This is a genomic window from Lewinella sp. LCG006, from assembly GCF_040784935.1.
Classification (GTDB): domain Bacteria; phylum Bacteroidota; class Bacteroidia; order Chitinophagales; family Saprospiraceae; genus Lewinella.
Window position 1 is genome coordinate 3,566,127 of the sequence record NZ_CP160680.1, and the last position, 14,195, is coordinate 3,580,321.

Here is a 14,195-nt window from a genome sequence, read left to right on the forward strand (position 1 = left end):
AACATCTGTAAACCAAATAAATAGCTTGTAAGCTAAGGCAAAAGGCAGTAATTTTGCCAAAATTTCAGAGAACTTCCTAAAATACTTCTACGGTGCAGGAAAAATTAATTCAATTTTATTCTCATCATCTCGGCCGCGATATCGATATGTTGGTATTCGGAGACCGGGGTTATCCGGTAGTATTGTTCCCCACAACGATGGGGCGTTACTACGAAAATAAAGACTTCAAACTGGTGGAATCTGTTCGCTGGTTTGTAGAGCAAGGCCTGGTGCAAATTTACTGCCCAGATAGCATCAACTCCGACAGTTGGTACAACCGCAATATCCATCCTGCCCATAAGGTGCAAAACCATATCCAGTACGACCGCTTTTTGAGCGAAGAATTGGTTCCTCAGTTGCAGATGAAGACAAGAAGCCACAAGGTAGCGGTAGCAGGCCCAAGCTTCGGCGGTTATCATGCGGCAAATTTTGCGTTTCGCCATCCTAGCCAGGTAAGCCATATGTTCAGTATGAGTGGTGCTTTTGACATTAAAACCTTTATGGACGGCTATTACGATGAGAACACCTACTTCAATAACCCGATCGATTTTATGCAGAACGCCAATGATCCGGCCTTATGGGGCATGAAAATCATCTTGGGTACTTCCGAATGGGATATATGCCTGGAACCCAACCGCAAGATGTCGGCTATCTTGAGTGCAAAAGGGATTGATCACTGGTTGGATGTTCGTGGTTGGCAAAAGCACGACTGGCCTTTGTGGCGGGAAATGTTCCCCCATTACCTGAGCTTGTTGTAGTTAGCTAAGCTTAGAAATTGGAAATCAATAGAAGAACAATGTTTCCATTCGCTAAGTAATCATTATTTTTAACACCTATTTTGGCATTGGTACAATTCGAAATCAACTTTTCAATATGAAAAAGATCGGTATTTTATTTGGTAAAGAACGTTCCTTTCCTGAAGCCTTTATTGAGCGCATCAACAGCAAAGGAGAAAAAGGTATCATCGCAGAAGCGGTGAAAATCGATAAGGTGATCCAAGGAGAGCCCAGTGGTTACGCTGTCATTATCGACCGGATATCACAGGATGTACCTTTTTATCGTGCATATCTTAAAAATGCAGCAGCTACGGGAACGGCGGTCATCAACAACCCTTTCTGGTGGAGTGCCGACGAAAAGTTTTTCAACAACGTACTTTCTGTTACGGAAATGAATGTACCCGTACCAAAGACGGTATTGCTGCCTTCGCATCAACATCCTGACGATACCTCCGGAGAGTCTTTCTCCAACCTGGCTTATCCTATGGATTGGGAAGGTATCTTCGAATACATTGGTTTTCCAGCCTACATGAAACCCCACGCTGGTGGTGGCTGGAAGAGTGTATACCGCCTGGAGAACGCGCAGGAGTTTTTCGAAAAGCACAGCGAAACGGAGCAATTGGTGATGATGCTTCAGGAAGAAATCAAGTTTGATGCTTACTTCCGTTGTTACGGCATTGGTGGGAAATACGTACGGATCATGGATTACGAACCACGCAACCCGCACCACCTGCGCTACGCTGCCAAGCACAATGTAAGCGACGAATTGCGTAAGCAAATGCACGACCTGGTATTGACCATCTGTCAAGGGCTAGGTTATGATTTCAATACCGTAGAGTTTGCGGTACGTGATGGTATTCCTATCGCCATCGACTTCTGCAATCCTGCACCAGACGCAGAGATCAGTTCTGTAGGCGCAGAAAACTTCGAATGGGTGGTAGAAACTGCTGCTACTTACGCGATCGAAAAAGCAAAAGCACACAAAGACGGTCAGAGCAACCTCACTTGGGGGAACTTTATCCGTAACAATGTAGCAGCAACCGCAGCTAAGCCAGCCACTAAACCGGCTGCGAAAAAAAACAGCCGCAAAACCAGCAGCTAAGCCAGCTGCAAAGCGTACAACGACGAAGAAAAAGTAGATTGGGCTTTGCTATAGCCCAACTTTTGGAGCAGCCCGAGCGTAGGTCTTACGCTCGGGCTGAAACCTAAGCCAGATCCCTTCCGACGAATAAAAACGTTAATTGTCGGATAGCTTAACCAAGAAAAGTTTAATTAATACCGCCTTTTTCCAGACCTTTACTTTACAACCTTTTGCCTCTGGCAGCTGTTTACCACCCTAACCTTCCTATACAATCTCCCAAAGCCAAAGCTTAGAACCCAGTTGTTTTGAATAAGAACAGCCACTTTTTTTGTTTACTAAACAAAAAGAGAGGTTTTGAACATGAACTACACGCCCTGAAATTGTTGAATTATGAGTATTGCTCGTTTAGCTATTCTGGATATGTACGACGGTACCCCTAATCAGGGGATGCGTTGTATCAAAGATATTGTCTTGCAGTTTGCTGGTAAGGTAGACTACGAGGTGTTTGATGTACGCGGCAAAGCCGAAGTACCCGATTTGAGCTTCGATTTTTACCTCTCTACTGGTGGCCCCGGCAATCCACTGGAAGGAGACGGTCACTGGGATGCCAAATACTATGCCTGGTTACAGGCGGTTTGGACCTGGAACCAACACCAGGAGCAGAAAAAGCCCGTATTTTTCATCTGCCATTCCTTTCAGATGGCCGTTCATTTTTTCAACCTGGCGGAAGTTTCCGATCGTCGTACCATGTCGTTTGGTACGTTCCCGGTGCATCTTACCGATGCAGGTGTAGAGGAGCCTGTTTTTGATGGTTTAAACAATCCTTTTTGGGCTGCTGATTTCCGCTACTACCAAGTTACCCAACCCAATGAAGCGCGTTTTGAGGAGCTAGGGGCAAGGATCTTGGCTTTGGAAAAAATCCGCCCCCACGTACCGCTGGATAGAGCCATCATGGCCATCCGTTTTTCGCCGGAAATGATCGGTGTCCAGTTTCATCCCGAAGCCGACCCCGAGGGTATGATCTCCCACTTCATAGAACCCGAACGCCGCGAGGCGGTCATCACCGAGCACGGTGCCGAAAAATACCACCGAATTCTGGCCGATATGCGCCACCCGCGCCGGATCATGCATACCTACAACCGGATCTTGCCACAGTTTATAGAGCAGGCGATTGCGGCGGAAGAGATGGTGCTGGCGTAAAGGTGATATTTGGTAGAGTAAAATTTTAATATGTCGTCTTCTGTAAATTATCTTTTTTTATTGTAGCTTTATCTGCTGTTTACTAACCAAGTAGATCATGCTTCGCTCATCTCGCGCTAATAAAAGAGAGCCGTGTCCAGACACAAGGCTTAGGGTTATTTCTAAAAACCAGAGTAGCAGTTCCCCACAAGGATTCAAATGGCTCTTTCTTTTGATCCTGGTAGGCATTGCCTTTTTGGTCTATCACGTTTACAATAGCGAAAAAAAAGTTGCTCCGGGTGTCATTGAAACACCTGAAGGGGGCTTTGGCTTGTCCTCTGAAAGGCAAGCCAAGCTAGATCGGGAATTAGAGGAAATAGACAATGCGGTTCAGTATGCGTTAGTTGCTAACCTTAATGGTGTTTATCCTTGTCTATCTTGCCCTTTCGGTCTGAAAACCATATATTTATATGAAGGAAACGTGTGGAAATACGGCGTGACTCGAAAAAAAGAATCCGAACGTTACCCAGGCGGAAACTATGGTGCCGAGAACTTGTTATTTATTCCAATGTTTTTTGGCACCTATAGCGAATGTCTAAAGCAGGAGAAGCAAATGATTTACAGTTATCCTCTCTTGCCCGAAGTCACGGCACGTGACGTTATTTTAGCACGACCACCAGGAAACAAGTATGACAGTTAACAAGGAACAAATATCAACAGCAGAAATTCAGGATTTGGATAATGAGCGGATCTTTATCTCCGGTCGCATTTGGCACGAGCTTTACCCTAAAGTGAATCCTAGCCTCTTTCTAAAGGTACTACGCCAAAAAATCGATCTCCAAAAATATGGTGCTGGCATTGCCAAGTTTTACTTTACTTTCGTAGTGGTAGAGAACCTTACGCCAAACTTCTCCAATTGGGTCGGCAGTGATTATTATCCCAAAAAGGCCAGTATTGACATAGGCATCCGAGTGCCTTATGAAGAAGTGGTAGCGGCTGATAAAGCAACCGTTATCAAATTAATGGAAGACGCTTTACTTTTGGGTATTGATACTATTGGGGAATACAAACTGAGTGTACCTTTTGATTATAAGGCGTTCAAAGCTGATGTAGCGGCCATTTTTTCGGAAGAGGAATGGTACAAAATGGAGGAAACGTTGGATTGAGCGTTTGCGAAAAATAAAAGCTGCCCTAAGTAAGTTGGCAATAAATAAGTTAAGCCATCTCTGTGATTTTCCAAATGGCCGACACGCTTATGCCGAGGGTATACCATATAATGATCCCTTCGAGGACTTCTGGGAAGTGAACCGCTTAGCCAACTTTTTGAAAAACGATGGTTCAACTTATTTTCGTGCTGCTCTTAAATTTGTACTTTAGCCATAAAGTGTAAATTTATGTTAGCTACTCGTCTTCTTACCCTCCTGTGTTGCCTGGCTAGCCTTAACCTGCTGGCCCAGCGTACCCCCATTGATTCTTCCCTCATACTCAACTGGGAGGAATACGATCCGCCCTCTACTTTGGTGGTGCCGGAAACGGAGGTAACGCACGCCAAGTTTCCCTTTATCGATGTTCATAGCCACCATTGGCGGATGGCGGAGCAGGATTTGGATTTGCTGATCCGGCAGATGGATAGTTTGAACATGGGGATTGTCGTCAACCTCAGCGGGCGCGGCGGGCAGGCGCTGAAGGACATCATGGATCACATCAATGCCTCGGAGTATAAGAACCGGATCGTCTGTTTTACCAACATTGAACTGCGCTCCATCGACGAAGAAGACTGGTTGGAAAACACCCTCAAGCAGCTGGAATTCGATGTGAGTATCGGTGCCCGTGGCCTGAAAATCTACAAGAGCCAGGGGATGACCAATACCGACAAAGATGGCAACCGCATCAAGATCAACGATCCTCGTATCGCACCCGTCTGGGAGAAATGTGGCGAACTGGGGATTCCCGTCATCATCCACTCGGCTGATCCTCCCTCTTTCTGGGAACCGCACGACGAAAACAATGAGCGTTGGTTGGAACTCAAACTACGTCCTAACCGCAAGCGCGAAGCCGATGATCCCGCTCCTTTTGAGACTATTCTGGGCGAAGCGCACGATATCTTCCGCCAGCACCGGGGCACTACCTTCATCAGTGCTCACATGAGCTGGTACGCCAATGACCTGGCCCGTTTGGGGCAATTTTTGGATGACAACCCCAATGTAGTGGTGGAGATTGGTGCCGTTATCGCCGAGCTGGGCCGCCAGCCACGGATGGCTAAACGCTTCTTTGAGCAGTACCAGGACCGAGTACTGTTTGGTAAAGATTCGTACCAACCGAATGAATACCCCACCTATTTCCGAGTACTCGAATCGGATGATGAGTACTTCCCGTACTACAAGCGCTACCACGCGTTCTGGAAAATGTATGGCCTTGATTTACCGGATGATGTTTTGCGAAAGCTGTACTACAAAAATGCCCTAAGGGTGATCCCCGGGCTGGATGCGAGCTTGTTTGATGAATAAGCAAGGGCCGAATTTGAACCCCCAAAGGGCACTTGTTAGTAGGGACTTATTGAACCATATCAGGATTATAAGAACATATAAGTATCTTTTTTATAAGTCCTTATGGTGCTTATATGGTTCAAATTAACTTTTACTTTAGCGCCAAGTTATTCCCCAAAAGTCAACGATTTTCCGTAATTTAGTAATTGCTCAAAAGCAATTTGAATTTTAGGCTATTGTTGAATCCCTCCGCTTATGGATGCTTATTACCAGCTCCGCTACTTCCTCTTACTCTTTTGTCTACTTACCATCAGTGGACTTAAGGCGCAAGTCAGTAGGACCCATTCGCCGGAAGAGGATCCGCCCCAACAGTTTATCCAACCCAATCTGCCTCCTCAGAATGTGCGCACGATGGGGGAGTGGGAAGAGGTAGAAGGCTTGGTGATCGCCTGGGAAGACAACTACGAAGACATCCTTACGCAGATCGTCCGTTACGCTGTTGAGGAGTGTTTGGTGTACATCATTGCACCGGATTTTAGCAGCCTGCAAATACACCTCATTCAAGCTCAGATTCCTACCCAAAATTTGCGGTTTATTACTTCGGGTTTCAACAGCGTCTGGATTCGCGATTATGGCCCCTGGACGGTCTACCTCAATAAAGTTCACGAGCGGGGAATCTCCGATTACCTCTACAATCGCCCCAACCGAACCCTGGACGATCAAATTCCTTATGAAGTAGCTGACTATATTGGTTCCCCTTTGTATAATGCCGACGAAAACCCTTACCAGTGGACGCACACTGGCGGAAACTTCTTACGAGACGGCGTGCGCTCAGCTTATTCCAGTGATTTGGTACTGCGGGAAAATTCTGGGAAAACCGGTCAGGAAATTGCAGAATACGCTCAGCTTTTTTTTGGGATAGAAGATTATCGCATTCTCTCTCGCTTGAATTACGATACCATTCATCATCTGGATATGCACATGCGTACGCTGGATGAAGAAACCATTGCCATTGGCGAATATCCTCCCGGTGTGGCCGACGGGCCAGTGATTGAAGCCAACCTTCAGTTTTTGCGCAACCACTACCGAACGCCTTACGGTAAACCTTATCGCATTCTACGCCTGCCCATGCCGCCGCAAGGAGGGCAGTACCCCCCATTTGCCGACTACCGCACGTATACCAACAGCGTCTTTGTCAATAAGACAATTATGGTGCCTACTTACGATGCCCCTTCCGATAGCATGGCCCTACAGTTGTACCGTGATTATTTTCCTGGTTACCGGGTAGTGGGGATCAACTGTAATGAAATCATCGATGAGTTGGGGGCTTTGCATTGTATTACGAAGCTAGTGGGGGTAAAACGCCCTTTGTGGATTGCACACCCCCGTTTGCGAGATGTCTATGGTGGACAAAATGCGTATCCGGTAGATGCCTGGATCTATCATGAAACTGGTATTGCTGAGGCAAGTCTCTATTACCGTACCAGCGAGGAAGGGCCTTTCTTACTTATTCCAATGACCCAGCATACAACGGATACGGACCTTTGGCAAGCGGCCATTCCGGCTACAGCTCCGGGCACCGAGGTGCATTATTACATCGAGGCTTTGGCCAATAGTGGTAAAAGACAAGTACGGCCACTGCCCGCGCCAACCGGTTATTACCATTTTCAAATAAAAAACTGGACCACTCCACCCGTCGCCCAATGGGTACAAACGGAGCGGGAGGTAGCACCGGGAACCCAGATTTTGTTTACCAATGACGCTGAAGAAGGCCCTACTTCCTGGACCTGGACATTCCCTGGGGGATCTCCCATTTTGTCGAACAGTGAAGAAGTGACCGTGACCTATGCTAATCCTGGAAATTATGCTGTTCGCCTGATTGCAGCAAACCCACTGGGAGCTGATACCCTTTTGCGGACTGATGGCGTTCGCGTAAGAGCATCCTTCCTGCCGTTTTCGGAGAGTTTTACGACAGGCAGCCTTACCGCTTGGGAAATCATCAATCCAGACAACGGCCCCGTTCAATGGCAGTGGCGGGATGATGGTGGTTGTAACGGCGCCTGCCTGGAAGTCCGCCATCGGGATGCGCCACAAAAGCTCAACCGTGAATACCTGCGCACCGCTATCGATTTGCGAGGATATACCCAAGCCAGCCTTCAGTTTGCGGTAGCTTACGCCCAGCGTCACCCTCTCCATTTTGATGAATTACGGGTGAACCTGGTGGATCAGCAAGGACACCACCACAACATCTACAACAAGGGGGGCGATGTGCTCACTACGGTAGGTGTGCCTGTGCCTGGTTTTGTACCCTCAAGCTGCGCAGATTGGCGTACCGAAACCATTGACTTATCCCCTTGGGAAGGACAACAATTTATCCTGGAAATCGAGAGTATTGGCGATCAAGGCAACAGCATCTACCTGGATGAAATCACCGTAGCGGCGAATGCCTTGCCACAGGCCAGTATTGCCTTTCCTGCCAACAATACATTCTACATCGGTTTTGGGCCTCTACAGCAAACGATGCGTGTAGCAGCCAGCGATAATGATGGTGAAATTAGTCAGGTAGACTTTTTCCTGGGAAGTGATTTTTTGGGTAGCGATGCAACGCCCCCCTACGAAATGCCCTTTCTGATGCCCAACTGGGGCTACTACAACCTGCAAGCCCGTGCCACCGATAACCAGGGCGCACAAGTCTGGACGGACATAGTTACGGTGCGCTATGATTACGAAAACAGTACTTCTGTATTAGGCAATCTACCGGTCAAGGTAAACCTGGTTCCCAATCCTGTCAACACCAACGCCGCACTGCTCATCGAAAGCGAAGCTGCCTACCGCGGCCTGGAACTGACCATCAGCAACCCTGCCGGACAAACGCTCCACCAGTGGGGCAGTGACATTACGGGCGGAACATCTCGCTTGGAGTTGCCGGTAGAGCAGTTGCCTGCGGGGGCTTATTGGTTGCAAGTGCGGTATGAGGATCAGCAGGTAGTTTTGCCCTTAGTGAAGCAGTAGGTTGAAGCTGGTCTCCCGACCAGCGTACTATACACCGCCCCATTTCACAGCAAAGTCCAGGGTATTCATTGCGCGGGCTGGGTTGCCGGTGAACGATTTTGTGCTGCCTGGGTTGTTCAGGCGTAAAACGTTCAACCAAAGTAATCAAATCGCTAAGTATGAAAAACAGCTTACTGCTATTGTTTTTAGGACTTTTCCTGATGGGGACCCAATTGTCGGCCCAGGAAGAGGGAGCCGCTAAAAGCAAGAAAAAGGCCCTAAAGCCTTCGATGAAGTCATCACTGCCGATGCGCAGACCGACGAAGGCCTTTTTACTGTACACAAGGTGGATGGTAAATACTTCTTCGAAATTCCCTTCACCATGCTGGAGGAAGAAATTCTGGTCGTTAGCCGAATATCTGGGCACGTCAAAGGACTCAATTTCGGGGGTGCAGGCATGAAGTCGCGGCCACAGCAGGTGATCCGCTGGCAGCGAATGGATGACCAGGTAGTACTGCGCTCAGTGAGCTACAATGATGTCGCCAATTTTGAAGATCCCGTCTATCGTTCGGTGAAAAACAACAACTTTGAACCTATCATAGAAGTCTTTCCCATTGCTGCCTTCAACCCCGATAGCACTGCCGTAGTGTTTGAAGTCAATAGTCTCTTTACTACGGATATTCCCATGATTGGAGCCTTGCGGGCCAACGAACGCGAGCGTTTCAAGGTGAAGGCCTTGGACAAAAATCGCAGCATGATCTCCTGGATGAAAAGCTTCCCGGAAAACACGGAAGTTCGCCATATTCTTACCTACAACGGAGGCAAAGACCTGCCGGATAACCAGCTGACGGAGACCTTGTCGATTGAGATGAATCAATCTTTTATCCGTTTGCCGGAAAAACCCATGCAAGCCCGGCTTTATGACGAGCGGGTAGGGTACTTCTCTCTGGAGCAGACCAACTATAGCCTGGATGCCCAACGCGCCGAGAGCCGCCGCTACATCACCCGCTGGCGTCTGGAACCCAAAGATCCGGCAGCCTGGGCCCGCGGCGAGCTGGTAGAGCCCGTTAAGCAAATTGTCTACTACGTTGATCCAGCTACACCGGAGGAATGGGCTCCTTACATTTTGCAGGGCGTCAACGATTGGCAAAAAGCCTTCGAAGCAGCTGGTTTTAAAAATGCCATTGTTGGCAAACGTGCTCCCACGCCGGAGGAAGATCCCGATTGGCATCCGGAGGATGTTCGCTACAGCGTTATCCGCTACATTACGACCGACATCCAAAATGCCCAAGGGCCTCACGTACATGATCCTCGTACGGGTGAAATTCTGGAGAGCGATATCTTGTGGTACCACAATGTGATGAATCTGCTGCGCAACTGGTACATGATGCAAACGGCAGCAGTCAATCCTGCTGCTCGCGGCGTGAAATTTGCACCGGAAGTGATGGGAGAGTTGATTCGCTTTGTTGCGGCGCATGAGGTGGGTCACACCCTGGGCTTGCCGCACAATATGGGCTCAAGTGTAGCCTATCCGGTAGACAGCCTCCGCGCCCCGGGCTTTGTGCAACGCATGGGTACGGCTCCTTCCATCATGGACTATGCTCGCTTCAATTATGTAGCTCAACCCGAGGATGAAGGTGCTGGTTTGCACCCTCGTATCGGCCCCTACGACGAGTGGTCGATCATCTACGGCTACCGCCCCATTCCCGAAGCTGCTGATGCCGAAGCAGAACGTCTTATCCTGAACAGTTGGGTGAAAGAGCGAGCGGGTAACCCTCTTTTCCGCTACGGTGCCCAAACGCGGGATGTACACGACCCTTCCGCCCAGACAGAAGACCTCAGTGACGATCCCATCCGCGCCAGCACCCTGGGTATGGCCAACCTCAAGCGCATCGTTCCTGAATTGCGGGATTGGTCCTTCGTTGAAGGGATGCCTTTTAAGGATTTGGAGGAATTGTACGGCAATGTCTATACCCAACTCGGACGCTACACCCGTCACGTAGCCACCAATGTGGGCGGTGTTTATGATTATCGTAAAACTGCCGATGAAGAGGGAGCTGTATTCACCGCTGTGCCCGCTAAACGGCAAGCCGATGCCGTTGACTGGTTAAACAAAAATATTTTTGCTACCCCGTCTTGGTTATTGGACGAAGCAATCCTAAGCCGGATATCACCCAATAGTGCGCTCGAAAGGGTACAGCGTCTTCAGACCAGCGCATTGAATATCCTGATGGATGTTGATCGTTTGCATCGGGTTATAGAAAATGAAGCACGAACAAGTAATCCTTACACACTTAGTAGCTTGTTTGAAGACCTTACCGGAGGAATCCTCTCCGAATTGAGGAGCAACAGAACCCCAGATGCATATCGGCGTAACCTTCAGCGTACTTACGTGAACCAGCTGATTGCCTTTACTGAAAGCGACGATAAGAAGGTGAAACAATCGGATATCTCTGCTTACGCCCGAGCGGAATTACTCAAGCTTCAACGGACGCTGGGCTTGAAAGTAACGGCCAACAGTCATCCTCATTGGCTTGATTTGCAAGCGAGTATTGCGGATGCCTTGGCGGTAGATTAGGGTTGTTTTTTACCTCTACAAGGGTATTGAAAAAAACAGGATGGAACACGCCTGCCTGCTGCAGGCAGGGAAGGAACGGATCAGACGGATGAATACCGCTTTTTACAAAAATAGAAAGCCGTGAAAATCTGTTGAATCCGGTTAAACGCTGTGTTCTATCCTGCTTTTGCTCTCACCCAATTAGGATTTTCTTATGCCAGCCCCTTAGCAACACTTTCTTTATGGCAGTAAAGGAACAGTATTCAACTAAATCTGCCTATAATCGGTTATTTTAGGAGCTATTCTTCCCGATATGAAAAGAAGCGATTTCGTTAAGTCCCTGGCTTTACTGCCAGTAATGTCAAGTTCAATGAGGTTAAATGCGCTTACAAAATTGACGGACTCTTTTGAGGCCAGTCAGAAAATGCCCGTTCTTTTCTTAGGGCACGGAAGCCCGATGAACGCCATTGAGGAGAACCAGTTCGTAGCGGCGTTCAGAAAACTGGGCACAGAACTCCAACCGCCCAAGGCCATCCTTTGTATTTCGGCACACTGGGAAACGAAAGGAACCTTTGTCACCGCAATGCCTCACCCCAGGACCATCCATGATTTTGGAGGATTCCCGAGAGCACTGTATGATGTACAATATCCCGCACCGGGCAGCCCCGAACTAGCTTTGGAAACTAAAAGAATCATCACCAGCACAGAGGTCGTACTGGATGATAAATGGGGACTGGATCACGGCTCGTGGTCGGTGATCAAACACTTATATCCCAATGCCGATGTGCCCGTCATTCAGATGAGTATCGACTACACAAAACCGGCACAATATCACTATGACCTGGCCAAACAATTAGCTAGCCTTAGAAACAAGGGAGTGCTGATCGTAGGCAGTGGTAACATGGTACACAACCTGCGCATGGTGGCCTGGGATAAGCTGGATAGCCCCTACGCTTTTGATTGGGCCACTGAAGCGAGTGAAAAAATGAAGGATTACATTTTGAATGACAATCACCAAAGCCTCATTGATTATCAAAAACAAGGTCAGGCATTTGCTTTAGCAATTCCTTCGCCCGACCATTACTTGCCGCTGATCTACACGATGGCTCTGAAAGAAGAAAGCGATAAGGTGACCCTCTTTAACGATGAGCCATTAGGAGGTTCGCTGACGATGACCTCGGTGAAGCTGCTTCCTTCGGTTTAGTGCCTACTACCTTAATACCATTGCTATCATTTAGATAATTTTTATCTTGTTACCTGACAAGACAAAAATCAACAATGAAGAAGCACACTTGGCCATTACTGATGATACTACTGCTGCTGGGTTGTACCAAGCAGCAGGAAACGGAAAAAGAAGTAGAAGCAACACCAGCGGCAATTGAAACTAGTACCTGGTGGAAAGAAGGTATTCTTTATCAAGTTTACCCTCAGAGTTTTAAAGACACGGACGGCGACGGTTTCGGGGATTTTAAAGGAGTGATAGAAAAGCTGGACTACATCCAGAGCCTTGGTGTCACCATGGTTTGGATGAATCCGTTTTTTGAATCACCGCTGGTGGATAATGGCTACGACGTCAGCGATTATCGGGCGATACTGCCTCGCTATGGGACCATGGAGGATTTTCAGACCATGTTAGACGGCCTACACGAACGGGGAATAAAATTCGTGCTGGATGTAGTGGTTAATCACAGTAGCAACCAACACGAATGGTTTAAGCAATCGCGTAGCTCAAGAGATAATCCTTACCGGGATTACTACCATTGGTGGCCAGCAGAAAAGGGCGACCCTCCTTACCGACGCAGCCTTTTTGACCCAGAAGGGGCTTGGGAATATGACTCCCTGACCAATGCTTATTACCTGCACTATTTTGCGGATGAACAGCCCGATCTGAACTGGGAGAACCCCAAAGTTCGGCAAGAAGTATATGACATTATGAAATTTTGGGCGGAGAAAGGAGTTGATGGATTCCGGATGGATGCCTTTCAGTTTGCCAGCAAAGACACTACCTTTCCCGTTTGGCCAGAAGGCCACGAAAAAGATTTCATAAAATGGTACGGCATGCGTCCGCAATTGCATGAGTACCTCAAGGAGATGTACGAGGAGGTCATCACTAAATACGATGTATTCGCCGTCGCCGAAGGTGCAGGCAGCAGCTTCGAAGATGCCCACAACTTGGTGGATGCCGAACGCAAGGAACTTCAGGTAGCCTACCACTTTGAGACGGTAGATATGTCGAGAACGCCTGAACGCTTTGAATTAGCGGAGTTCAAAGAAGTATTCAGCCGTTGGGACAGTGCCTTTGCGGAAAAAGGATGGATCGCTGTATTTCTCTCCAATCATGACAACGCCAGGCTCGTCGACCGTTTTGGTGATCCAAGCCCTGAGTTTCGGGCCGTTTCTACCCAAATGCTGAACACTTTTCTGCTCAGTATGAGAGGCACCCCCTACACCTACTACGGTGATGAATTGGGCATGACCAATATCGATATGCCAACCATTGAAGAATATGTGGATATTGATGCAATAGGTAAATACAAGACGGCCTTATCGGCAGGAGAAGATATGGCTGAATTTATGAAAGTACTCAACTATAGTTCCCGTGAAAACGGGCGTACCCCCATGCAGTGGGACGATACCAAAAACGCCGGATTCTCCACGGGAACCCCTTGGAAACGGGTCAATGAAAACTATGTGGAGATCAATGTAGCAGCTCAAGATAAAAATCCTAATAGTGTACTCAATCATTTCCGTCGTATGGCCAAGCTCAGAAATGATAACCTTGTTTTGGTTTACGGCGATTATGAGCTGTTGCAAAAAGAGCACCCTCAAATCTATGCTTACACCAGGACGCGGGGGGAAGACAAGATGCTTGTTTTGCTCAACTTTACAAAAGAAGCAGCCACCATTAACTTGCCTGAAATGGGTAATGTTGGGGCTCCTCTGATCAATAATTATCCTGCTTGTGAGATCGTGGGAGATGAGGTGAAACTATCACCCTATCAAGCGGTCATCTTTAAGGTCAAATAGTGTGTTAATGATATGATTCACCTGGGTTTTGATGGTGTCAAAACCCAGGTGAATTTATC

10 protein-coding genes and 1 pseudogene are annotated in these 14,195 nt (G+C 48.0%); all 11 read left to right on the forward strand.

From position 1 onward, the window contains the following. Nucleotides 1-92: 92 nt before the first annotated feature. The 11 genes and pseudogenes from AB0L18_RS12755 to AB0L18_RS12805 all read left to right on the forward strand — a co-directional run bounded on the left by AB0L18_RS12755 (nt 93) and on the right by AB0L18_RS12805 (nt 14,136). Entirely contained in the window at nt 93-797 is a 705-nt protein-coding gene (locus AB0L18_RS12755) for an esterase family protein (RefSeq protein ID WP_367392979.1), read from the forward strand. 115 nt (nt 798-912) lie between these two features. Next, a complete protein-coding gene (locus AB0L18_RS12760; protein ID WP_367392980.1) occupies nt 913-1,917 on the forward strand; it encodes a RimK family alpha-L-glutamate ligase in 1,005 nt (334 codons plus the stop codon). Nucleotides 1,918-2,286: 369 nt separating this feature from the next. Further along, nucleotides 2,287-3,096, forward strand: a complete 810-nt coding sequence (locus AB0L18_RS12765) for a type 1 glutamine amidotransferase (protein WP_367392981.1) — start codon at nt 2,287-2,289, stop codon at nt 3,094-3,096. 97 nt (nt 3,097-3,193) lie between these two features. Further along, nucleotides 3,194-3,775, forward strand: coding sequence for a hypothetical protein (locus AB0L18_RS12770; RefSeq protein WP_367392982.1), 582 nt, complete (start codon nt 3,194-3,196; stop codon nt 3,773-3,775). Next, nucleotides 3,765-4,241, forward strand: coding sequence for a hypothetical protein (locus tag AB0L18_RS12775; protein ID WP_367392983.1), 477 nt, complete (start codon nt 3,765-3,767; stop codon nt 4,239-4,241). Before AB0L18_RS12770 ends, AB0L18_RS12775 begins: the two co-directional genes overlap by 11 nt. A 228-nt stretch (nt 4,242-4,469) precedes the next feature. Beyond that, nucleotides 4,470-5,582, forward strand: a complete 1,113-nt coding sequence (locus tag AB0L18_RS12780) for an amidohydrolase family protein (protein WP_367392984.1) — start codon at nt 4,470-4,472, stop codon at nt 5,580-5,582. A 234-nt stretch (nt 5,583-5,816) separates the two neighbouring features. Continuing rightward, the gene (locus tag AB0L18_RS12785; RefSeq protein ID WP_367392985.1) at nt 5,817-8,573 is read left to right on the forward strand and encodes an agmatine deiminase family protein; all 2,757 of its coding nucleotides are present in this window, start codon (nt 5,817-5,819) and stop codon (nt 8,571-8,573) included. Nucleotides 8,574-8,850: 277 nt separating this feature from the next. Beyond that, nucleotides 8,851-8,913, forward strand: a pseudogene (locus AB0L18_RS12790) (DUF5118 domain-containing protein); the annotation flags it as partial. Between the two features lie 21 nt (nt 8,914-8,934). Continuing rightward, the gene (locus tag AB0L18_RS12795) at nt 8,935-11,130 is read left to right on the forward strand and encodes a zinc-dependent metalloprotease (protein WP_367392986.1); all 2,196 of its coding nucleotides are present in this window, start codon (nt 8,935-8,937) and stop codon (nt 11,128-11,130) included. 349 nt (nt 11,131-11,479) lie between these two features. Beyond that, a complete protein-coding gene (gene ygiD, locus AB0L18_RS12800) occupies nt 11,480-12,313 on the forward strand; it encodes a 4,5-DOPA dioxygenase extradiol (protein WP_367392987.1) in 834 nt (277 codons plus the stop codon). Nucleotides 12,314-12,387: 74 nt separating this feature from the next. Continuing rightward, the gene (locus AB0L18_RS12805; RefSeq protein WP_367392988.1) at nt 12,388-14,136 is read left to right on the forward strand and encodes an alpha-glucosidase; all 1,749 of its coding nucleotides are present in this window, start codon (nt 12,388-12,390) and stop codon (nt 14,134-14,136) included. Nucleotides 14,137-14,195 lie beyond the last annotated feature (59 nt).